The 22,980-nt window shown below is 39.5% G+C and carries 20 protein-coding genes; 5 read left to right on the plus strand and 15 right to left on the minus strand.

Annotated features, from left to right (window positions below):
- Window positions 1-6: 6 nt before the first annotated feature.
- From mdh to citZ, 3 genes are all read right to left on the minus strand, one after another.
- The gene (mdh, locus tag MKY71_RS12765) at window positions 7-945 is read right to left on the minus strand and encodes a malate dehydrogenase (protein WP_340732852.1); all 939 of its coding nucleotides are present in this window, start codon (window positions 943-945) and stop codon (window positions 7-9) included.
- Between the two features lie 208 nt (window positions 946-1,153).
- Complete coding sequence (gene icd / locus MKY71_RS12770) at window positions 1,154-2,416, minus strand: NADP-dependent isocitrate dehydrogenase (RefSeq protein ID WP_339172549.1); 1,263 nt, start codon at window positions 2,414-2,416, stop codon at window positions 1,154-1,156.
- Window positions 2,417-2,495: 79 nt separating this feature from the next.
- Window positions 2,496-3,611 carry a citrate synthase gene (gene citZ, locus MKY71_RS12775; protein ID WP_008407756.1) on the minus strand — a complete coding sequence of 372 codons (1,116 nt, stop codon included), beginning with the start codon at window positions 3,609-3,611 and terminating at the stop codon, window positions 2,496-2,498.
- A gap of 263 nt (window positions 3,612-3,874) precedes the next feature.
- Between citZ and MKY71_RS12780 the strand changes: the two genes are divergently transcribed.
- Window positions 3,875-4,843: an AI-2E family transporter gene (locus MKY71_RS12780; RefSeq protein WP_340732856.1), complete on the plus strand. Its 969-nt coding sequence runs from the start codon at window positions 3,875-3,877 to the stop codon at window positions 4,841-4,843.
- Here the strand turns inward: MKY71_RS12780 and MKY71_RS12785 are convergent.
- The 8 genes from MKY71_RS12785 to MKY71_RS12820 all read right to left on the minus strand — a co-directional run bounded on the left by MKY71_RS12785 (window position 4,827) and on the right by MKY71_RS12820 (window position 15,022).
- Complete coding sequence (locus MKY71_RS12785; RefSeq protein WP_340732858.1) at window positions 4,827-5,216, minus strand: FxsA family protein; 390 nt, start codon at window positions 5,214-5,216, stop codon at window positions 4,827-4,829. The two genes, MKY71_RS12780 and MKY71_RS12785, sit on opposite strands and share 17 nt — an antisense overlap.
- A gap of 142 nt (window positions 5,217-5,358) precedes the next feature.
- A complete protein-coding gene (gene pyk / locus MKY71_RS12790; protein WP_339172554.1) occupies window positions 5,359-7,119 on the minus strand; it encodes a pyruvate kinase in 1,761 nt (586 codons plus the stop codon).
- A gap of 28 nt (window positions 7,120-7,147) precedes the next feature.
- Entirely contained in the window at window positions 7,148-8,107 is a 960-nt protein-coding gene (gene pfkA, locus MKY71_RS12795; protein WP_339172557.1) for a 6-phosphofructokinase, read from the minus strand.
- Between the two features lie 155 nt (window positions 8,108-8,262).
- On the minus strand, window positions 8,263-9,219 hold the full coding sequence (locus tag MKY71_RS12800; RefSeq protein ID WP_339172560.1) for an acetyl-CoA carboxylase carboxyltransferase subunit alpha: 957 nt from the start codon (window positions 9,217-9,219) through the stop codon (window positions 8,263-8,265).
- Window positions 9,212-10,084: an acetyl-CoA carboxylase, carboxyltransferase subunit beta gene (accD, locus tag MKY71_RS12805; protein ID WP_339172562.1), complete on the minus strand. Its 873-nt coding sequence runs from the start codon at window positions 10,082-10,084 to the stop codon at window positions 9,212-9,214. The genes MKY71_RS12800 and accD overlap by 8 nt, the downstream gene beginning before the upstream one ends.
- Window positions 10,085-10,110: 26 nt before the next feature.
- On the minus strand, window positions 10,111-10,746 hold the full coding sequence (locus tag MKY71_RS12810) for a FadR/GntR family transcriptional regulator (RefSeq protein WP_340732859.1): 636 nt from the start codon (window positions 10,744-10,746) through the stop codon (window positions 10,111-10,113).
- 237 nt (window positions 10,747-10,983) lie between these two features.
- Entirely contained in the window at window positions 10,984-14,058 is a 3,075-nt protein-coding gene (dnaE, locus tag MKY71_RS12815; protein ID WP_340732860.1) for a DNA polymerase III subunit alpha, read from the minus strand.
- 19 nt (window positions 14,059-14,077) lie between these two features.
- On the minus strand, window positions 14,078-15,022 hold the full coding sequence (locus tag MKY71_RS12820) for a DHH family phosphoesterase (protein ID WP_339172571.1): 945 nt from the start codon (window positions 15,020-15,022) through the stop codon (window positions 14,078-14,080).
- Between the two features lie 92 nt (window positions 15,023-15,114).
- Between MKY71_RS12820 and MKY71_RS12825 the strand changes: the two genes are divergently transcribed.
- Entirely contained in the window at window positions 15,115-15,426 is a 312-nt protein-coding gene (locus MKY71_RS12825) for a YtpI family protein (protein ID WP_339172574.1), read from the plus strand.
- A gap of 46 nt (window positions 15,427-15,472) precedes the next feature.
- Here MKY71_RS12825 and MKY71_RS12830 read toward each other — a convergent pair whose 3' ends face one another.
- Window positions 15,473-16,780 (minus strand): DRTGG domain-containing protein, encoded by a 1,308-nt coding sequence (locus tag MKY71_RS12830; protein ID WP_339172577.1) that lies wholly within the window; start codon window positions 16,778-16,780, stop codon window positions 15,473-15,475.
- 214 nt (window positions 16,781-16,994) lie between these two features.
- Window positions 16,995-17,675, minus strand: a complete 681-nt coding sequence (locus MKY71_RS12835; protein WP_339195395.1) for a metal-dependent hydrolase — start codon at window positions 17,673-17,675, stop codon at window positions 16,995-16,997.
- Between the two features lie 117 nt (window positions 17,676-17,792).
- Between MKY71_RS12835 and MKY71_RS12840 the strand changes: the two genes are divergently transcribed.
- Window positions 17,793-18,881 carry a M24 family metallopeptidase gene (locus MKY71_RS12840; protein ID WP_340732862.1) on the plus strand — a complete coding sequence of 363 codons (1,089 nt, stop codon included), beginning with the start codon at window positions 17,793-17,795 and terminating at the stop codon, window positions 18,879-18,881.
- A gap of 205 nt (window positions 18,882-19,086) precedes the next feature.
- On the plus strand, window positions 19,087-19,722 hold the full coding sequence (locus MKY71_RS12845; RefSeq protein ID WP_339172585.1) for a 5,10-methylene tetrahydromethanopterin reductase: 636 nt from the start codon (window positions 19,087-19,089) through the stop codon (window positions 19,720-19,722).
- 266 nt (window positions 19,723-19,988) lie between these two features.
- Here MKY71_RS12845 and ald read toward each other — a convergent pair whose 3' ends face one another.
- On the minus strand, window positions 19,989-21,122 hold the full coding sequence (gene ald, locus MKY71_RS12850) for an alanine dehydrogenase (protein ID WP_339172589.1): 1,134 nt from the start codon (window positions 21,120-21,122) through the stop codon (window positions 19,989-19,991).
- A gap of 331 nt (window positions 21,123-21,453) precedes the next feature.
- Between ald and MKY71_RS12855 the strand changes: the two genes are divergently transcribed.
- Window positions 21,454-21,900, plus strand: coding sequence for a universal stress protein (locus tag MKY71_RS12855; protein WP_339172592.1), 447 nt, complete (start codon window positions 21,454-21,456; stop codon window positions 21,898-21,900).
- Window positions 21,901-22,011: 111 nt separating this feature from the next.
- On the opposite strand, the gene MKY71_RS12860 is transcribed toward MKY71_RS12855, so the two are convergent.
- The gene (locus tag MKY71_RS12860; RefSeq protein WP_339172594.1) at window positions 22,012-22,953 is read right to left on the minus strand and encodes a class I SAM-dependent methyltransferase; all 942 of its coding nucleotides are present in this window, start codon (window positions 22,951-22,953) and stop codon (window positions 22,012-22,014) included.
- Window positions 22,954-22,980: the final 27 nt, after the last annotated feature.

Below are 22,980 nucleotides of genomic sequence, written 5' to 3' on the forward strand. Positions count from 1 at the left end.
TTTTCGTTATTTCAGTGCTTTCATTACATCTTTAACAGCATCTGCAGATAGATCTAGCGCTGTCTTTTCATCTGCTGTCAGCTCAAGTTCGAATATTTTCTCGATACCGCCAGCTCCCAATAATGTCGGCACACCTAAGTATATCCCATCATATCCATACTCGCCCTCTAAATAAGCTATAGCCGGCAATACTCGTTTCTGATCTTTTAAAATGGCTTCTGCCATTTCCACCATTGCCGCAGCAGGTGCATAATAAGCTGAACCATTCCCTAAAAGACTTACGATTTCACCGCCACCAACACGGGTACGCTGCACGATTTCCTCTAAACGTTGGGCAGGGATTAAGCTTTGTAAAGGAACGCCGCCTACAGAAGCATACCGTGTTAAAGGCACCATTGTATCCCCGTGGCCGCCTAATACAAGAGCAGATATATCTTTTACCGATACATTCAGTTCCTCGGCAATAAAAGCACGGAAACGGGCAGTATCCAATACCCCGGATTGTCCGATAACTCGATGTTTCGGAAAGCCGGATTCTTTAAAGACCGTATAAGTCATCGCATCAACTGGGTTTGTGAGTACGATGATTGTTGCATCAGGTGAGGTACGGGCTATTTCCGTTGCAACAGCTTTCATCACACCCTGATTAATCTGAACTAAATCGTCACGACTCATTCCTGGTTTACGGGCAACACCCGCAGTTATTAAAACGACATCCGAGTTTGCTGTATCCTCATAGTCGGAAGAGCCTTTTACATAAGAATCAAAACCTTGTACGGGCGCTGCTTCCCACATGTCCAATGCTTTCCCCTTCGTAGGATTTTCCGCTGATGGAAGATCAATAATTACTACATCGCCTAATTCTTTCTGCGCGGCTAAAAATGCTGCGGTTGCACCTGTAAATCCACTACCAATAACTGAGATTTTTTTACGTTTTAATGTCACCTAGAACCACTCCTTCATCGTAATTATCTGTACACAAGAAAATTATATACAAAAAAAGGGAGAAAACATAATGTTCTCTCCCTTTTTAACATATACAAGTATTAAAAGTAAACTATTTCCAATAATGTAAATTATATAACAATATTATTCATTATTAAACAATTTGTTCATAATTTCACATAAATAGGCAAATGTGTAAAACTTTTAATTAGAAGTTTTCGATTAATTTTGTAGCGAATTCAGAACATTTAACTTCTGTAGCGCCATCCATTAAACGTGCGAAGTCATAAGTTACATATTTAGAAGAGATTGTTTTCTCTACTGATTTAGTAATTAAGTCCGCAGCTTCTTGCCATCCTAAGTGCTCAAGCATTAATACGCCTGATAATAATACTGAAGATGGGTTTACTTTATCTTGTCCAGCATACTTAGGTGCAGTACCGTGAGTAGCTTCGAAAATAGCGTGACCAGTTAAGTAGTTAATGTTAGCACCTGGAGCGATACCGATACCACCAACTTGAGCAGCTAATGCGTCAGAGATGTAGTCACCGTTTAAGTTCATAGTTGCTACTACGTCGAACTCGTTAGGACGAGTTAAGATTTGTTGTAAGAAGATATCAGCGATAGAATCTTTTACGATGATTTTGCCTTCTGCAACAGCTTTAGATTGTGCTTCGTTAGCAGCAGCTTCGCCTTGCTCAGCTTTGATTGCATCGTATTGGTTCCAAGTGAATACTTTGTCGCCGAATTCAGCTTCAGCTACATCGTAACCCCATTGTTTGAATCCACCTTCAGTGAATTTCATGATATTACCTTTGTGTACTAAAGTTACTGATGGACGGTTGTGAGAAATAGCGTACTCGATTGCAGAGCGTACTAAACGTTCAGTACCTTCTTTAGATACAGGTTTAATACCTAAACCAGAAGTTTCTGGGAAGCGAATTTTGTTAACGCCTAATTCGTTTTGTAAGAAGTTTAATAATTTCTTTTGCTCGTCAGAACCAGCTTTGTACTCGATACCAGCATAGATATCTTCTGTGTTTTCACGGAAGATTACCATGTCAACATCTTCTGGACGTTTAACTGGTGAAGGAACACCGTCAAAGTGACGTACTGGACGTAAGCAAACATATAAATCCAACTCTTGACGTAATGCTACGTTTAGAGAGCGGATACCGCCGCCGATTGGAGTTGTTAAAGGACCTTTAATAGCGATTAAATATTCGTTGATTTTTTCTAAAGTTTCAGCTGGTAACCATTCGCCAGTTTGGTTGAATGCTTTTTCACCTGCTAATACTTCTAACCATTCGATTTTCTTTTCACCGTTGTAAGCTTTTTCTACAGCTGCGTCAATTACGCGAGATGCTGCTGCCCAGATATCTGGACCGATACCGTCACCCTCGATGAAAGGAATAACAGGATTGTTTGGAACGTTTAATTTACCATTCTCTACTACGATTTTGTTAGTCATTGGAAATTTGCCTCCTAATAATCATAAATCTAGGACTGTGTCAAATCACAGTCCCAGATATTTTAACATACTTTTTTAATTAGCGCTCGTTAATTGGAACGTATTTTTGCATATCTGGACCAACATACTCCGCACGTGGACGGATTAAACGGTTGTTTGCATACTGCTCTAAAATGTGCGCTACCCAACCTGAAGTACGAGATACTGCGAAGATTGGTGTGAATAAGTCATGCTCGATACCTAAAGAATCATATACTGATGCTGAGAAGAAATCTACGTTTGCAGGTAATTTCTTTTGCTCAACGATCATATCATGGATTTTTACTGACATATCGTATAATTCTGGTTTGCCTGTTAATTTAGTAAGCTTTTCAGACATTACACGTAAGTGAGGTGCACGTGGGTCGCCTTTACGGTAAACGCGGTGACCGAAGCCCATGATTTTTTCTTTGTTATCTAATTTGTTTTGAACCCAAGATTCAACTTTATCGATTGAACCGATTTCAGTTAACATTTTCATAACTTGCTCGTTAGCACCACCGTGTAATGGGCCTTTTAAAGCGCCGATTGCAGAAGTAACACCAGAGTATACATCTGATAATGTTGCAACACATACACGTGCAGTGAATGTAGAAGCGTTTAATTCGTGGTCAGCGTGTAAAATTAACGCTTTATCGAATGCTTCGATTTCGATTGCTGCTGGTTCTTCACCTTTCAGCATATATAAGAAGTTTGCTGCATAACCTAATTCTGGTTTTGGAGCAACTGGTTCTTTACCTTGACGTACACGAGCAAAAGTAGTTACTACAGTACCAATTTTTGCTTGTAAACGGATTGCTTTACGGTAGTTTGCTTCAGCTTCCATAACATCTGCTTCTTCGTCAAATGCACCTAACATAGATACAGCTGTACGAAGTGCCGCCATTGGGTGCACTGTGTTTAAAGGCATAGATTTGAATAAATCTGTGATTGCCGCTGGAATTTCCATATTTTTAGCTAGTTCTTCTTTTAAGTTAGCTAATTCTTCAGCGTTTGGTAAACGCGTGTTCCATAACAAGAATACTACTTCTTCAAAAGTCGCATTGTTAGTTAGGTCGTCGATGCCATACCCTACATATGTAAGTGTATCATCGATAATTGAAGAAATTTTCGATTCTGCTGCTACGATACCTTCTAAACCTTTTGTTGCTGACATAAAAAATCGCTCCTTCACTTAGTAAATTAATTTTGTAAGTGCTTTCTTTTTACTCTATTAAAAAGTCGCACACTCATATCGTTCTGCTCAATTGAACCTATAAGTAAATCGCTTACAAATTTCATTATAATCAATTTTGACGGCTTTGTGAATGAATTAGTAGGATTTTAGGAAAAAACCACATATCTGATAGAATTCGTGCAAAAAAGAGAATTTACAATTTGTAACGAGTTATTAAAGGTATTAATTAGGAGTTGAGATAAATGGATTATACAAATAAAACAAACCAATGGCTAGTAAAAAGTAGGAATATTATCGTTCTCTTACTTTATATCATACTTTTTTATTTCATTCCGCCAATAATTTTCGGACTGTTTTTTGCTTATTTATTGTTTCCCGTTTTCCTCTTTTTCAAGCAACAATTCAGACTGCCCTTCTTTCTCGTCGTCATTATACTTTCCGTATTTCTAATTTCTGTTGTCATCTCGGTTATCCTGCTCATCATTCACAGTTTTATCACCATTCTCCCTCAGCTGCAGTCAACACTTTTGTCTTTGGACAGCACCTATATGAAACATCCGCTACTTCCGTTTATTGTTGAAAAACTTCAAAGTTTAATAAGGGACTTGCTGTTCTACACGATCAATTTTATAAAGAATAGTTTTCAGTCTATATTTGAATTTTTCATTTTTATTGTGACATTCTACTTCGCCTTGATGGAAAGCTATAAAAACCGGTTATGGTTTTTCGCTTATATTCCGAAAGCGTATCGCACTACATGGGCCCGCTACTTTCAAAAAGGAATGGAGCTTATCGGCCGCTTTATCGTAGTCGAAATGCAATTGTTTACGCTGACATTCATTCTGTTATGTATAGGGTTTTACTTTTTGAAGTTTGAAGCATTTGTTATTAAAGCCTTTTTAATCGCTTTTGCAGACTGCCTGCCTTTTTTAGGAATCGGAATTTTCCTTATTCCCGTTTCGATTTATTATTTTATTGTAAATGAACCGGTCATGGGCATTGCTATTCTCGTACTGTACTTTATTGTCCAAATGATAAGGCAGCTAACTGAATCAATGCTCTGGTCGCATACGTTACATTTACGTATGATCCACACATTTCTGATCAGCGCTGCCTCAGTTTTATTATTCGGTTTTTATGGAATCATCCTCAGTCCAATATTATTGATGATTGCCATTAAAGTGAAACAACATGCTATTTTTGCAAAATAACAACTTGTCCCCTCTTCATTTTTTTACTTAAAAAATAGAAGATGACCGGTTTAAATAAGTTTCGTGTAATGCCTGATACAAATAATAATCCAAAAATATCCGTAATGAAACCCGGTAATGCCAACAGAATTCCGCCAATAAAAATCATAAATGTTTCAATGACCGGTACTGCTGGTGGCTGACCTTGTTTCATGCTTTTTTGAATATCCTGTATAGATTTTGTTCCGCGTTTTTTGGCGATTAACACTCCTGCTATGGATGTGAAAGTGATTAATAATAATGTATAGAAAACACCGATCGCGTTTCCAATTACGATAAATACCGCAATTTCGGCAAATACGAGTGCGAGTAATCCAAATAAAATTTTTTTCATTTATGAACCCCCTCTTCTACTATTTTATACGAAACAGTGAAGAAAAAGTTTCAAAAGAGCTTATAACATAAAACAAACCACCATTCTCATTGTAAGAAATGGTGGTTTTGCTTTACTAAATTATATTTAACTGTTATTACTCTTAAAGAACGCTGGCATGGCCTTTATAAATGACACCCGTTTCGGCATCCATTGTGATTTCCTGTCCGTGCTGAATTAGAGTCGTTGCTTCTTTTACACCGACAATTACAGGAATTCCCAAGCTTAAGCCGACTACAGCAGCATGGGATGTTAATCCGCCTTCTTCTGTAATAATACCTGCGCATTTTTCGATTGCCGGCATCATTTCACGGTCAGAGCCTACTGTTACAATAATTGCGCCTTCAGTATCGTAAGCTAATGCTTCTGATGCATTGTTAGCAATAATCGCATTACCAACAACAGATAGTTTACCGATACCTTGTCCACGTGCCAATAAGTCACCAATTACATGTACTTTCATTAAGTTCGTCGTACCCGCTTCACCAACCGGAAGACCAGCAGTAATTACAACTACATCTCCATGGCTGACAAATTCATGTTTTAGCGCTTCATCAACAGATAACTCTAAAATCTCATCCGTTGTAGAAACACGTTGCGTTAAAATTGGTTTCACGCCCCATACTAATGTCAATTTCTGAGCGACATTTGGCTGACTTGTAACCGCAATAATTGATACACCTGGTCGATATTTTGCAATCATTCTTGCCGTATTTCCGCTTTCAGTTGGAGCTAATACTGCTTTAACACCAAGGTTAATCGAAGTATAGGCAACTGCCTGGGAAATCGCTTCTGTCATGTTTGCTTCTTTTTCACGGCTTCGTGCCGAAACAATCGCTCGGTAATCCAAAGCATTTTCCGTACGGATTGCAATTTTGTTCATTGTCGCTACAGATTCTACCGGATAAAGTCCTGCTGCCGTTTCACCTGAAAGCATGATTGCATCTGTACCATCCATAATAGCATTCGCAACGTCTGATGCTTCCGCACGAGTCGGACGAGGGTTGCGCTGCATTGAGTCAAGCATTTGTGTAGCTGTAATAACAGGCTTGCCGACTTGGTTACATTTTTTGATCAATGATTTTTGTACTAACGGTACTTCTTCTGCAGGAATTTCTACACCTAAGTCCCCACGCGCTACCATTAAACCGTCTGACACTTCGATAATTTCATCGATGTTGTCAACGCCTTCCTGGTTTTCGATTTTAGGAATAATTTGAATGTGGCTTCCACCATTTTGTTCCAACAGCTCACGAATTTCTAGGACATCTTTTGCTGTACGAACAAATGAAGCGGCGATGAAATCGATGCCCTGCTCAATACCGAATAAAATATCCGCAGCATCTTTTTCTGTAATACCAGGTAATTTCACAGAAACGCCTGGTACGTTCACACCTTTTTTATTCTTTAAAATACCGGCGTTTTCAACGATTGTATGAATTAACCCTTGTTCTGTATCTTTCGCAAGTACACGCAATTCGATTAAGCCGTCATCCAATAAGATAATATCGTTTTGGTCTACGTCTTCAATCAGCTGATCATATGTGATGGAGAAACGTGATTCATTCCCTAAAACTTCTGTCATCGAAATATCGATTACTTGCCCTGTTACTAAATGCAACTCACCATTTTCCATTGAGTGTGTTCTGATTTCAGGTCCTTTTGTGTCCAATAAAATTCCAACCGGTTTTTTCATGCGTTCTGCTGCTTCACGAATTGAAGCAATACGGTTTGCATGTTCTTCATGATTTCCGTGTGAGAAGTTTAAGCGGGCAACATTCATCCCTGCATCAATTAACTTTTCTAACATTTCTGGTGATTCACTAGCTGGTCCAATAGTACAAACAATTTTAGTTTTTCTCATAGTTTTGTCATCTCCGTTTTTATGCACTTTAAATTGAAAGCTCTTTTGATAATGTATACAGACTTAAGTCTGCTTGGTGCTTAGTTTCAAATGCTTTTCTTAAATCATAATCGATTATAGCGTGATTTTTCACGCCAACTGCTCTTCCACCTTTGTTTTCCAACAATAGCTCTACCGCTCTTGCACCAAATCGGCCTGCTAACACACGGTCCCGAGCAGATGGAGATCCTCCTCGCTGTATATGACCTAATACAGATGTACGAATTTTAATTCCTGTACGTTCCTCCAGAAGCTGCGCAAGTTTATGCCCATTCATTACACCTTCAGCTACAATAATAATACTATGGCGCTTTCCGCGGGCTGCCCCACGCTCAAGACGTTTTACAATATCATCCAGCTCGTACGATTCTTCAGGTATTAAAATCGATTCCGCACCTGCGGCCAATCCTGCCCAAAGAGCAATGTCTCCTGCATCGCGGCCCATTACTTCAATAACAAACGTATTTTCATGACTTGTTGCCGTGTCACGGATTTTATCGATTGATTCGACTACTGTATTAAGTGCCGTATCAAAGCCAATCGTATATTCTGTACCAGGTACGTCATTGTCGATTGTACCGGGAATGCCCACACACGGGAATCCTTTATCAGATAATTGCATGGCTCCACGATAAGTACCATCTCCGCCTATGACAACTAACCCTTCGATCCCCTCTTCTTTCATGCGTTCGATCGCTCTATTTTGAATATCATCCTGCTTAAATTCAGGGAAACGTGCTGAATACAGTTTCGTACCGCCTCGTTGAATAATATCGCCAACAGAACCAATATCTAAAAGCTCGAAGTTCCCGTTATAGAGACCTTCATAACCATGATATACCCCGACAACATCAACATTGTGAAAACTCGCTTTACGAACGACTGCACGAATAACAGCATTCATCCCTGGTGCGTCTCCACCACTCGTTAAAACCGCAATCTTCTTCATACGACCTTTTCCTCCTATTACGCTGTTACTAACCACATTAACAGAAAATACGCTCATATGTAACTATTCTAGAAAACAAATTGTAAAGCTTTTGAAAAAAATGAAGAATGCGCTCACACGCATTCTTCGAAGTATACTACTGTTATAAAACAACCTTATTGTTCTATATACTGTCCAATATTTTTAAATTTCATATAACGATTTTCAACTAATTGATCTGGGTTTTCGTTATTTAATTCATCTAAAATAGTTGTAAGATATTCTTTCATAAAAATCGCCTGCTGTTCAATATCCTTATGGGCACCACCGGCAACTTCCGGGATAATCCCATCAATTACTTTAAGCTGTTTTAGATCAAGGGCTGTAATTTTCATTGCTTCCGCTGCTTCTTTAGCATAGCTTGCATCTTTCCATAAAATTGATGCAGCGCCTTCAGGAGAAATTACTGAATACGTCGAGTTTTCAAGCATCAGAATCTTATTTGCAACCCCAAGTGCAAGTGCACCACCACTTCCACCTTCACCAATTACAATACTAACAATCGGTACCCGAATTCCGGCCATTTCAAACAAATTCCGGGCAATCGCTTCACTTTGACCGCGTTCTTCAGCTGCTTTACCAGGATACGCACCTTTCGTATCGATAAAGCAAATAATCGGGCGTTTGAATTTCTCTGCCTGTTTCATTAAACGCAATGCCTTCCGGTATCCTTCAGGATGGGGCATACCGAAATTGCGGCGGATATTTTCCTTAGTTGTTTTCCCGCGCTGATGGCCAATTATCGTAATCGGCTGACCATTGAATGAGGCAATCCCGCCGACAATCGCTGCATCATCTTTAAATGTACGATCCCCATGCACTTCGATAAAATCTTCAAAAATACGTTCAATATATTCCAGTGTTGTTGGACGATCCGCATGACGGGCTACTTGCACACGGTGCCAAGGCTCCATATTTGCATAAACGCTTTTTTCAAGTTCCTGTAAGCGAGTTTCCAGCTTGTCAATTTCCCCAGTCATATCTACATCCGCTTCCGTGGCAATTGTTTTCAGCTCTACAATTTTTTCGCGAAGTTTTACAACCGGTTCTTCAAATGCCATTAATTTAGACATGCGATACGCCCCCCTGTACATGCAGCTTAACGATTGTTGCAATTTTATCACGCATTTCTGTCCGGTTAAAAATTGCATCAAGCTGTCCATGATCTAATAAAAATTCTGCTGTCTGGAAATCATCCGGTAACTTTTCACGTACCGTTTGTTCTATTACACGACGTCCCGCAAATCCAATCAGACTTTGAGGCTCCGCAATATTATAATCGCCGATCGATGCAAAACTTGCGGATACACCACCAGTAGTCGGATGCGTCAAAATTGAAATATAGAGTAAGCCTTCCTCACTATGGCGTTTTAAAGCAACACTCGTTTTTGCCATTTGCATTAATGACAATACCCCTTCTTGCATTCGCGCACCGCCACTTGCCGTAAAGATAATGAACGGCACTCTCAATTCTGTTGCCTTTTCTACAGCACGTGTAATTTTTTCACCTACAACCGAACCCATTGACCCCATACGGAAGTGCGAATCCATCACTGCAACAACGACCTGCATCCCTTTTAATGCACCGACACCTGTTAATACCGCTTCGTTCAGCCCTGTCTTCTTCATATCCGCTTCCACTTTTTCCACATAGGCAGGAAAGTTTAACGGATTTGTAGTTTGTAAATGATCGTCCATTGAAACAAAAGAACCTTCATCTAAAAAACAGGCAATTCTTTCATTGGCATTCAAAGTAAAATGATGTTGGCATTTTGCGCATACTTTTAAGTTCTTCTCGAGTTCCTTTGTGACATGAATTGTTTTACATTTAGGACATTTTGTCACGATGCCTTCCGGAAAAGATTTTTCATCTTCTTTTCTAGTAATATTATCAGTATTTTTTTTACGACTAATTGTAAATAAATCACGAATCGCCATCGTAATCCCCCTTTATCTTTACATAATCATCCTTTAATAATGACCATCCAATTTTCATATGATTCAATTGCTTCATGTAAATAACCCATTTGCAATGAAGCAAGCATTGTTTTCAATTCCATTTTCTCTTCTTCTGTAATTTCATGTGCCAATAAATTATTGCTGAATGAAACAAGCTGGAGCCAAATTTTTAATGCAAGACGGTTACCTGAAACGATCATACATTCGCGAAGAATGTCTTCTCGTTTTAGCTCCTGTTCAAGCTCTACCTTTGCAAAAAAGCTCTGCCAAATCGGTAATGCCCTTAAATTATCCGACTGACAAATAATTCGAATCGCTTCTTTTTCATGCATTTGTCTTGTCGCATGTACATCCGCGATTGACTTTTCGTCCTGTAAAATAAACGACCCGACAATTTCCACAAACTGATGGTGCTGCATACTCGCCAAGTATGTACCACCGCCATGCCTTGTTTCGATTAAACCAAGAAGCTCCAGACTGCGCAGGGCCTCCCGAACCGAAGACCTGCCGACTTGCAGTTGCTCGCTTAACATTCTCTCTGAAGGAAGCTTCTGCCCTTCTTGAATATTTTGTTCTGCAATTAAATCATGTAATTGCTTCACAATTTGAATAAACATCTTTTTTGCGGGCTTCTCTTCCACATTTTTCACCTCACCGTGACGAACGCTTTTCATTTATCAATAAAAGTGGTCAGACCAGTTACTAAAGTAAGAATACAAAATGTTTTTCACATTGTAAAGAGAAAATATAAAACTTATATTTTATATATAATAAAATTTGCGAATATATAACTAGATTTACGTTTTTTCGATAAATTTAGATGAACCTATATAAAAAGAGCGCCTCTAAAGCTATTAGAAGGCGCTCTTTAATACTATTTATTTTATAATAATCTGCTTCACTTTTATTTGTTGCTTATTGAATCGATGCTCGTAAAAGCCTTCGATATAAAGCAGTCCCTCTTCCCTGATTTTCCCGACAACCTGCTCATATTCTTTCGGAAATACTGTTAAAGAAACCGCGCCAAACTCATCTTCCATTTGTACAAATGCCATCAGTTCACCGCGTTTTGTGCGAAGCTGGCGCATTTCCCGAACTTGACCGATCATCTTTACGAATGCATTGTCTTTAAGCTGCGCCAAAGTCTGAACTGTTGCCGTAACTTCCGGAAAATGGCTTCGAATTTTAACAATCGGATGATCTGATAAATAAAAACCGAGTACATCCTTTTCAAACTGAAGTTTTATTTTTTCAGGCATTGGGGACGTTTCACTATACTTCGGTTTGCCAAATGCGAGCAATGCCCCTTCAAACAAGTCATCCCCGCCCGGTCGTACGAAATCGGCCTGTTTTTGTGCACCCTCGATTGTAGCGAGTAATGTTGCACGATCTTTGCCGAACTCATCAAGCGCTCCAGCTTTAATGAGCGGTTCGATAATTTTCCTGTTGAAATTCGCTGTCGTCAACGTCACCGCCAAATCAAATATTGAATCAAACGGCTTTTGTCTTTCTTCCCGCGCAATTAACAGTTTTTGCATAAATGGCTGTGGTACTCCTTTAATCGCAGACAGACTAAATCGAATTTTCCCGCTTTCCACTTTAAAGTGACGCATACTTCGATTAACCGACGGCGGTAATATTTCGATTCCCCTTGCTTTTGCCTCCATTATAGTTTGGGCAAGCTTTTCCGGATTACCTGTCGCATTTGTCAGGAGCGCAGCATAAAAATTGACCGGATAATTGGCTTTCAAGTATGCCATCTGGTAGGAGATGACACTATAGGCAACGGCATGGCTTTTCGGGAAGCCATAATCGGCAAACCGTACGATTAATGCATACACTTCTTCTGCTGCCTGCTGGGTATAGCCTTTTGACAGAGCACCTTTTACAAAGGTTGCCCGCTGCTGTTCTAGTACATCCCGCTTCTTTTTACTCACAGCACGACGGAGCAAATCAGCCTGTCCAAAAGAAAAGCCCGCCATCACATTCGCAATGCGCATAATTTGTTCCTGATAAATAATAACACCGTAAGTCTCTTCCAAAATCGGCGTTAAATGCGGATGTGGCATAATGACCTGCTCTTTTTTATGCTTTCTTCTTGCATACATCGGGATAAATTCCATCGGACCTGGACGATATAATGCATTGACCGCCACAATATCTAAAAAATGGGTCGGTTTAATTTCGCGGAGTGCATTTTTCATTCCATCCGATTCAAGCTGGAAAATACCATTTGTATCACCATTTTGTAATAGTTCGAATGTTTTTTCATCATTAAATGGAATTTGATTAAAATTGATTTGCGTATTATGGGTAAACTGTATCGACTTTCTTATTTGTTCTAGTATCGTCAAATTACGGAGTCCCAAAAAGTCAATTTTCAACAGCCCGTTTTGCTCCACTTCCTGCATCGGCCACTGTGTTAAAAATATCCCGTCATGTCCTTCTTCAATTGGTACGACATCCACTAATGGAACAGGACTCAATACGACCCCTGCTGCATGTGTAGACGCATTCCTAGGGAGTCCTTCCAATCGAAGGGATGTTTGAAACCATTTTTGGCGTATTGGCTCTGCTGTAACCCATGCCCTTAAGTTTTCCGACATTGCATAGGCTTCCTTCAGTGTAATGCCGTGCTTATTCGGTATCAGCTTAGATATCATTTCCAGTGCTTCGCTTTCGAAGTTAAACATACGGGCAACATCACGGGCAACCGCTTTTGCAGATAGTGTACCGAACGTAATAATTTGTGCGACATATTGTTTGCCGTATTTTTTTGCAACATACTGAATAACTTCATGCCGTCTCGTATCTAAAAAGTCGATATCAATATCCGGCAAAGTAATACGTTCCGGATTTAAAAAACGTTCAAACAGTAAATCATATTGCAATGGGTCCACCTGTGTAATCTCGAGTGCAAATGCGACAAGTGAAGATGCGGAAGAACCACGGCCAGGACCTGTTAATATTTGTGATTCCCGTGCAAAACGCATGAAATCGGCAACTATGAGAAAATAATCCGAATAGCCCATCGATTGAATAACATGAAGTTCATAGTTCACCCGTTCAACATAGTGAGTGGGCAATGTAGGCATATTTAATCGTCGCTGTAAACCGTTCACCACTTGCTGCTGCAGCAAGCTCTCTGCCGTTTCCCCTTCTCCAACCGGAAATTTCGGCATATACACATTGTTTGTGTTGATTTCGATTTGACAGCTTAGTAATAGCATTTCCATTTGTATGAGCCATTGCTTTTGATCATGATACTTTTGCTGCCACTGTTCTGCTGTCAGTAAATGATTTCCCTGTTTATTGCTTTTTACAGCATCACTCAGTTTTACACCGGTGTGGATGGCTTGTGCCACTTCATAGGCAAAAAAGTCCTCTTCATTGAAAAATAGACTTTCATGAGTTGCCACAATCGGCAGAGCATTTTTTTCTGCGAGCTGCACTGCTGCACTTTCCACATCTGCTGTGTCGGATAAACGTGAAATCCCGATATATACTTCATGCGGATAGGCCTTCATAATTTCTTTCAATAATGATTCTGCATCCTGCTGAAGCCATATTGCCTGCTGTTCGAGAACAGGGAACATAAAAGCAATTCCTTTTCCATATGCAAGCAGCCATCTTAATGGAATCGTCTGCTCTGGTCGAATGGATATACTGCTGGAAATTTTCAACAAATTACGATAACCTTCGTTTGTTTTTGCATATAAAACAAGCGGCAACGATTGATCTTCCGTCAATTCGAGCTGAATCGTCAACCCTACTACCGGATGAATACCGGCCCTTTTCATTTCAAACCAAAAAGGCAAAAGACCGTACAATTTCGTATTAACAATTGCACAGCTTTTTGCCTTTTGCTGATGTAAAAAAGGGATGAGCTCTTCGATACGAATTGTACTTTTCAATAAATCTGCACTTGTCCGTACTTGTGGATATACAGTCACCCGTCATCCCTCCATCATATTATTTATATTCACTGCAAATGACCTTTAAATCTTCAATTACTTGATCTGCCTCTTCCCATGAATATGCTGTAGCACCAGATGCCAGCGGATGCCCGCCGCCATTATATTTTTTCGCCAGGCCGTTGATAACCGGACCTTTCGAGCGGATGCGAACGCGAATTGTATCATTATCCTCGATGAACATCACCCATGCACGGATATTCTTTACATTGCCCAATGAACTAACTAATAGGGATGTTTCGGAAGGAGTAGCATCGAATTGCTTTAAAATATCTGCAGGCAATTTAATCGATGCCGCGCCGTGTTCATCCATTTCAAAATGCTGGTATATATAACCTTGAAGATTTAATAGCTTGCGTTCCATTTCGTACATACCATCAAATACTTCATTTCGGTCGAAATTATATTGTACAAGGTGTCCTGCTGTTTCAAATGTTTTCGGACCCGCACTAGGGTATAAGAATCGCCCAGTATCACCGACAATTCCCGCGAATAACAGGCGTGCCGCTTCATCGGACATCTTCCAGTCTGCATACGCTTTGCCTTCTTCATAAAGGTCATAGATCATTTCACTGCATGAACTAGCATCCGTATCCACCCATAATAAATCACCATAAGCATCATCATTCGGATGGTGGTCGATTTTAATAAGAAAATCGCCGTTTACATAGCGCTGATCGTCAATACGCTCGGTATTCGCAGTATCAGTCACAATGACCAGTGCATTTTTAAACTGTGCATCTTCAACTTGCTGAGGAGATGCCATGAATGATAATGAATCATCATGCTCACCAACCGTGTAAACCGCCTTTTCCGGATAATTTGCCCGAATCAACTCTGCCAGCCCAATTTGTGAGCCGTACGCATCTGGGTCTGGCCGTACATGGCGATGCAGTACAATTGTTTCATATTGTTTAATTTTGTCAATAATTTGACGTTTCAATACATTTCCTCCTCGTGCATATTGAATACCTATATCAATTTCTATTAAAAATCGTTACAATATTTAGTAGTTTGGCTATTAGGAGGTTCAATATGGTCTATTTAAATTTTCTGTTTGTTGCCTGTATTATAGCATCACTAGTATTTTATTTTTATTTCAAAACAAAGCAGTTCCGTTCGACATTACCAATCCGTCGTAAATGGTATACTGCGAAAGCTGGAGTTGCGCTTGCAGCATTTCTCATCTTCTTTGGTCTGAATGCAACGATTCTGTATCCGGATATTCTCGGGTTTGCCGTTGCAGCTATTTTCCTTATCATTGGTGCAGGTTTAGGTGTGAATAACTATAAACGCATGCAGCATGAAGGGCGATACATAAAAGAGGAATACGAACTAAACAGGTAAAAGAACGGGGTCAGTTGAAAGTGATTACTTTCAGCATGACCCTTTTTTAGCGTTCTAATAGTTGGAATGTCATCATCGCTTTTCCTACAAGATTTGTCGCACTGTATACTTCAAAATCCATTTTCACGAACTTACGGGACATGTCCAAAATTCTTGGACGGACGGTTAAAACACTTTCCATCTGAACAGGTTTGATAAAATAAATATTCATATTCTCAACAACTGCTTCCCCGCGCTTACGACGCTTCAATGCAAATGCACCGACTTCGGATAACAGGATTGTAAAAGCACCGTATGAAATTGCACCAAACTGGTTTGTCATTTGTGGTGTAACCGTAAATTCCACTTCAATATCTTCTTCACCCATGACGCGCATTTCATTTTTCACTAAATCATCGATCGTCTCTCCGTGCTGGGGCTGGCGCTGCGCTAACTGGATCGCCTTCAAAACATCCTGACGACTAATAACCCCTTTTAATAACCCTTCCTCATCAATGACAGGGAGCAAGTCGATTCCTTCCCAAATCATTCGGTGACCTGCTGAAGCGACACTCGTTTTCATCGAAGCAGCAATCGGGTTCTTTGTCATTACTTTATCAATCGGTTCCGATTCTTCTTTCCCGATTACGTCCTTGCTCGTAATCATCCCGACTAGCCTGTTTTGGCCTGTAACTACAGGAAAGGCTCCATGTGTCGTACGACGGTTCTGTCTATGGAAATCTGCAATCGTATCATTATTTTTTAATACTGCTGTATCTTCCATTGGCACGTATACATCTTCAATCAATAAAATATCTTTTTTAATTAGCTGGTCATAGATGGCACGGTTTATCATCGTTGCCACTGTAAACGTATCATATGTTGTCGAAATAATCGGTAAATCCACTTCATCTGCCAGCTCTTTGTTGGATTCAGTTGTATCAAAACCACCTGTAATCAATACAGCAGCCCCTGTTTTCAATGCGTATTCATGTGCCTGTGTACGGTTACCGACAATGAGCAGGCTCCCTGCATCAGTATAACGCATCATATCATCAAGCTTCATCGCACCAATTACAAATTTCGTCAATGTTTTATGGAGACCTGTCTTTCCTCCTAAAACTTGACCATCTATAATATTTACAATTTCCGCAAATGTTAAGCGTTCAATATTTTCTTTCTTTTTCTTTTCAATTCGAATCGTACCTACACGTTCGATTGAGCTTACAAGACGTCGGTTTTCAGCTTCTTTAATCGCTCGGTAAGCTGTCCCTTCACTCACTTGCATTTCCTTTGCAATTTGACGAACCGAAATTTTATCGCCAACTGGTAGTGATTCAATGTATTGTAAAATCTTCTCGTGTTTCGTTGACAATTACATCACCTATTTCTCATCATTCATTTATGTCTTTAGTGTACCATATTTAAACAGCGCAATTATAGTATTTTCAATACATATACCCGTAAAATTGCTTATAAATGTATGAAAAAGCGATAGGTTTAAATAAGACAAACTGCCCAACAAAATAGTTTGTTGGGCAGTTTAAGTTATGCAAGAATTATATAATTGTTTGGTTACCAGAATGAGATTAGAATTTCACAAACTCCCCTGGTTTCAATACTTGAACTTCTGCGTCTTCAACAAGTTTCGCAAAGTCTGCCGGATCTTGTTCAATCGGCGGGAATGTGTTGTAGTGGACAGGCACGACAATTTTTGGTTTCAGTAACGAAACAGCATATGCTGCATCTTCAGGTCCCATTGTAAAGTTGTCGCCAATCGGTAAAAATGCGATATCAATCGGATGGCGTTTTCCGATCAACTCCATATCTCCGAACAATGCCGTATCACCTGCATGGTAAATTGTTTTACCTTCAGCTGTAAATAAAATTCCGGCCGGCATTCCCATATAGATGATTTCGTTGTTTTCCGTTACATAGGAAGACCCGTGGAACGCCTGTGTAAATTTCACTTTCCCGAATTCAAATTGGCGTGCACCACCAATATGCATGTTGTGGACTCTGCAACCTTGCCAGCCTAAATAGTCTGCAAGCTCATTTGGTGCAACGACAAGTGCATCATGTTTTTTTGCTAATTCTACTGTATCACCAACATGATCATTATGTCCGTGCGTCAATAAAATGACATCCGGCTTTTCATTTTCAACCTTTAAGTCTGTTTGTCCATTTCCATTAATGAAAGGGTCAATTAAAATCGTAGTCCCATTTGTCACGATTTTTACTACGGAATGTCCGTGAAATGAAATCTGCATATAACATACCTCCTAAAATAACCTTCCCTGTATCATTCGATATTTATGCATAATTCTCCTTTTTTTGATATGCTTATACCGCGAATTCATTAATTGAATAACAAAGGAGTTTATACAATGTCGAAATTAAAACAATTACAAAATCATCTAAATGAAAATGGTTGGGATGCTGCTTTTATTACAACACCTGACAATGTCTTTTACTTTTCCGGTTTTAGAAGTGAGCCACATGAGCGTTTACTTGGCGTGATGGTATTCAAGGATGCAGAACCGTTTTTAATTTGCCCGAAGATGGAAATGCCTGATGCAATAGCTGCAGGATGGACTTTCGATGTTGTCGGACATGAAGATACTGAAAATGCCTGGGATGTTGTTGCAAAAAATGTAGCGGCTCGCAATGTTTCATTCGACACATTGGCGATTGAGAAATCTCATTTAACGGTTGAGCGTTTAGAAGCAATTCAGGAACGTTATGAGCATTTAAAATTTGCAGGTATCGATGAAAAAATTAACGCGCTTCGTATTTCAAAAGATGAAGCGGAACTTGAAAAATTACGTAAAGCTGCAGAATTAGCGGACTACGCAATTCAAGTTGGCTGTGATGCCATTGCAGAAGGCGTAACAGAAATGGAAGTATTGAATACAATCGAATCAGCCATTAAAGCAAAAGGCTATGCGATGAGCTTCGATACGATGGTTTTAGCTGGAGAAAAAGCCGCTTCTCCTCATGGGACACCAGGAAACCGCAAAATAAAAAAAGGTGACTTAATCCTGTTCGACCTAGGCGTTATTTACGAAGGGTATTGTTCAGATATTACGCGAACAGTTGCATTCGGTCAGCCAAATGACGAGCAAATTGAAATTTATAATGCTGTCCGCCGTGCAAACGAGGCTGCGATTGAAGCAGTTAAACCAGGTGTCCGTGCAATGGACTTGGATAAAATTGCGCGTGATGTCATTACAGATGCAGGTTACGGCCAATACTTCACACACCGTTTAGGTCACGGTCTTGGTATTTCTGTTCATGAATTCCCGTCGATCAACGGTGCCAACGAATTTGTTCTAAATGAAGGAGCAGTATTTACAATCGAACCTGGTGTTTATAAAACGGATGCTGCTGGCGTTCGTATCGAAGACGATGTAGTCGTTACAAAAGATGGTGTTGAAGTACTTACATCATTCACGAAAGAACTTGTAATTTTATAATATATTAGTTTATTTGATTGTATAGATACTATTAAATTTGCATAAACTAAGCGAGCAGTCCCTTTTATTAGGGTTGCTCGCTTTTTAATTTTTATAGACAACTCAACAAATTACTCACTTTACAATTTTTAACTTGTTTTCTAATAGCAAAAATGAGGAATAGACCATTAATTACTCAAAAATAACCGAAAGGAAGTGGTGCATTATGAAAAGATGGTCAATTACTACGTTACTTATAATTGTGCTTACACTATTGCCAATAAGTCAAATTGAATGGAATACGGAAGCCGAAGCAAGTCAAACAAGCAAGGTAAATAATGAAGTCATTTTAAAAAGTGCATCACCGAATAAAGCAGTAAAAGAAAAAAACCCTGTCTCGAATACTGGTTTTATGCCAAAAGTAAACCGCACTTATACGTATAAACCATCATTTGAGGATGCCGGTCCTAAAACATATACCGCTTCAAAAAATGAATCGATTGAAAACTCGGTAGAATTATTGGAAGATGACTATATCGGATATACGTATATTGAAGATGAGCAGCAGCTTGCCTTAGGTGTTGCCTACTCAGATCTATTTTTCTTTTCATTAAGCTATCCAATGAAAGAAAAGACAACTATTACCGATACGGATTATTTATATGATGGTACTACGGAAACAACACAAGTGTATGTTGAAAGCACAAGTGCAACAGTTAAAACAAAAGCAGGTACATTCCAAAATGTAGTTGTATTAAAATATCCAAACGGCATGAAATTGTACCTGGCAAAAGATTACGGTATTATCCGTATTACCGACTTTGAAGGTACTATTACAACAGAATTAATCTCGGTAAAATAAAATAAAAGGCCGGGATATAACCCAAAAACGCTATTTTCCTCTGAGAAAAATAGCGTTTTTTTGCTGAGCGTTAAAATTGATTTCCATTCCGGGACGCTTTCCGCGGGCGTGGCCTGAGCCTGTAGTCTCAGGCGTCACGCTATTCCCGCAGGAGTCGCCCTCCATTCCAATCAATTTTGCAATATATCCGTTTCTTAATAAAAGCTTTCCTCTTATTTAACAATAATTCTACTTATGTTCCTGCCTCTTTTGCTGTTAACTATTGATTAATTTAATCCTGTCAGTGCACCTAATACATCTTCTACTTCCGCAAATTCAAGCCCTTGTGCGTCTGCTACTGCACGGTATACAACTTTACCGTCCAATGTATTAACACCGCGCTTTAATGCAAGATTGTCCAGGCATGCACGTAAAAAGCCTTTATTGGCAATCTGTAATGCATAAGGAACCGTATTGTTTGTTAATGCGATCGTTGATGTACGTGGAACCGCACCTGGCATATTTGCAACAGTATAGTGTACAACACCATGTTTAACAAATGTAGGATTGTCATGTGTTGTTACTTTTTCTGATGTTTCAAAACAGCCGCCTTGGTCAATCGCAATATCCACTACAACAGATCCAGGTGACATTGATTGAATCATTTCTTCCGTCACTAATTTAGGTGCCTTCGCTCCTGGAATAAGTACCGAACCAATTACTAAATCAGCAGAACGAACAGCATCCGCAATATTATACGGATTTGAAATCAATGTTTGAACATCACGTCCGAATAAATCATCAAGCTGACGTAATCTTTCAGGGTTCAAATCGATAATCGTAACATCCGCTCCCATACCGACTGCTACTTTGGCTGCATTTGTTCCCGCAATACCGCCGCCGATTACCGTTACTTTACTGCGTGGAACACCTGATACTCCACCAAGCAAGATACCTTTTCCGCCCGGCAGTTTTTCTAAATAATGTGCGCCGATTTGTGTTGACATCTTCCCTGCCACTTCACTCATCGGTGTTAATAATGGTAAAGAACCGTTTGGTAATTGCACAGTTTCATAGGCGATACCGATTACGCGGTTTTCAAGTAAAGCTTTAGTCAGTTCAGGCTCCGGTGCTAAATGTAAATACGTAAATAATATTAATCCTTCACGGAAATACTTGTATTCACTTTGCACAGGTTCTTTTACTTTTAAAACCATTTCTCCTGCCCATGCTTCAGCTGCTGTTTGTACAATTTGGGCACCAGCTTCAATATAGTCCTGATCCGTAAATGCAGAACCTAATCCTGCACCTGTTTCAATGTATACTTCATGGCCATTTGCGATTAAAGACAACACCCCTGCCGGTGTCATCGCAACTCGATTTTCGTTGTTCTTTATTTCTTTCGGTACCCCAATTTTCACCATAATTCCTCCCTTTAACAATCACTTAGAAATATGCTTAACATAAATCAAATCCATTTTACCAATTTTACCAGCAAATTAGTAGAGGATTTTGAATGTAAATTCTATTCAGAAAAGTGAAGGGGCAATAATATCTTGGGACTGTAGAGATTGTACAATTATTTTGCGTAGAAAAATATTTTATAATAGTAAAAACTATTATTTCCTATATACAAATTTGTGACTATTTCATGGAAGTTATTGTTTTCCACCTATATTTCAGCGCAGGAATTATGTCCTTTGAAAAATTATTTGGTATAATATAGTTATAGATAATTAGGAGGTATGTAAAATGGCAAACCATTATAAAAGCATTGTAGTAGCAGTAGACGGCTCGAAAGAAGCAGAATATGCATTCCGTAAATCAATCGATGTTGCAAAACGCAATGAAGGTGCAACAATCAACCTAGTAAACGTTATCGACACACGTTCTTTCGCAGCGATAGAAGCGTACGACCGTTCAATTGCTGAGCGAGCTCAACAACATGCAGAAGAATTATTAAACGGCTATAAAAAGCAAGCTGAAGAAGAAGGCGTTGAAAACGTTAACCTGATTATTGAATATGGCTCTCCTAAAAATATCATTACAAAAGAACTTTCTAATGTTGTAGAAGCAGATTTAATCATCTGTGGCGCAACTGGTTTAAACGCTGTAGAACGTTTCCTGATCGGTTCTGTATCAGAAGCAATCGTACGTTCAGCTACATGCGACGTATTAGTTATCCGTACTCCAGAGTGATTTAAATAAAGAACATACAAAATGCCATCTTCTCAAATTGAGTCGATGGCATTTATCATTTATCATGCATTGCATATATAGTGGAAGAGGCAGTACTTCCGCCTCTAAACTTTATCGCTTCTGATCATTGCTTTCTTTCCACATGCGTACTTTTTCAAAGAACATCGCCAGCGCATCACGGTTTGACATATTCGGTACTTTTGCCAATAAAACCTCACGTGGAGCTTTTAACTGCTCGCTTTGCTTTTGTAAAATCAAAATACTTTTCTCATGCGCTTTTGATGAGAACAGGTTTTCCGGTAATTGGATGACCGCCTGAATCCACGCGTGCCCTTTAATATACTGATGAAGCTGTTTGGCCTGTTCTGATTCGAATAAATTTGCAGGAATCAGGAAAAATCCAAATCCGCCTTCTTTTGTATAATTTAAAGATTGCTCGATAAACAGATGGTGTGCATAGCTCATTCCCTCTGCCGCGCATAATTCGTAGTCAAGTGCCACTTCTTCATTCGGATAATATCCTACAGGCAAATCACAAACTACCGCATCAACCGGATCGACCAACAGTTTTTCCAAAGCATCTTGACGGAAAAGTGTAACAGGTTGTTCGATCAGGTCGCCTGTCGCTGCTGCCAGTCGAATTAGCAAATCATCGACTTCCACTCCTGAAGCGACTACTTTCCCTTCGAGCGCATTCATGACTGTAAAAAGTAAATTCCCTGTACCGAGTGCCGGGTCCACAAGAGAAATCGTCCGGTCCTTTAATTCCTCTTCGAAGCATTGCTCTACAAAATGGCTTACGATGAGCCCCAATGTATCCGGTGTCATTTGGTGGTTCGGCTGTGCACTTTTACGCATTCCTTTTAAAATGGCAATTTGGATTGCTTTACGCATATCTTCCTTCGTTGCACCTACAACTTGCCATTCAAATTTCCCATCCAACGTATCTTCCAATGTTTGCAGTAACGCTTCCAAATAATCCTGCTCTTGCTCGGCGGCAACTTTTTCTGCGTTGTCATTAATATATTTAAAAATTTGTTCAAACTTTTCCATTAAACTGACTCCCTCATTCCATTCATT

Origin of the sequence: Solibacillus sp. FSL W7-1324 (assembly GCF_038008025.1) — a bacterium.
Classification (GTDB): Bacteria; Bacillota; Bacilli; order Bacillales_A; family Planococcaceae; genus Solibacillus.

Coding starts and splice junctions, on each gene's coding strand:
- icd (WP_339172549.1), bottom strand. CDS start 2,416: ATGACTAACAAAATCGTAGTAGAGAATGGTAAATTAAACGTTCCAAAC.
- citZ (WP_008407756.1), bottom strand. CDS start 3,611: ATGTCAGCAACAAAAGGTTTAGAAGGTATCGTAGCAGCAGAATCGAAA.
- MKY71_RS12780 (WP_340732856.1), top strand. CDS start 3,875: ATGGATTATACAAATAAAACAAACCAATGGCTAGTAAAAAGTAGGAAT.
- MKY71_RS12785 (WP_340732858.1), bottom strand. CDS start 5,216: ATGAAAAAAATTTTATTTGGATTACTCGCACTCGTATTTGCCGAAATT.
- pyk (WP_339172554.1), bottom strand. CDS start 7,119: ATGAGAAAAACTAAAATTGTTTGTACTATTGGACCAGCTAGTGAATCA.
- pfkA (WP_339172557.1), bottom strand. CDS start 8,107: ATGAAGAAGATTGCGGTTTTAACGAGTGGTGGAGACGCACCAGGGATG.
- MKY71_RS12800 (WP_339172560.1), bottom strand. CDS start 9,219: ATGTCTAAATTAATGGCATTTGAAGAACCGGTTGTAAAACTTCGCGAA.
- accD (WP_339172562.1), bottom strand. CDS start 10,084: ATGGCGATTCGTGATTTATTTACAATTAGTCGTAAAAAAAATACTGAT.
- MKY71_RS12825 (WP_339172574.1), top strand. CDS start 15,115: ATGGTCTATTTAAATTTTCTGTTTGTTGCCTGTATTATAGCATCACTA.
- MKY71_RS12835 (WP_339195395.1), bottom strand. CDS start 17,675: ATGCAGATTTCATTTCACGGACATTCCGTAGTAAAAATCGTGACAAAT.
- MKY71_RS12840 (WP_340732862.1), top strand. CDS start 17,793: ATGTCGAAATTAAAACAATTACAAAATCATCTAAATGAAAATGGTTGG.
- MKY71_RS12845 (WP_339172585.1), top strand. CDS start 19,087: ATGAAAAGATGGTCAATTACTACGTTACTTATAATTGTGCTTACACTA.
- MKY71_RS12855 (WP_339172592.1), top strand. CDS start 21,454: ATGGCAAACCATTATAAAAGCATTGTAGTAGCAGTAGACGGCTCGAAA.
- MKY71_RS12860 (WP_339172594.1), bottom strand. CDS start 22,953: ATGGAAAAGTTTGAACAAATTTTTAAATATATTAATGACAACGCAGAA.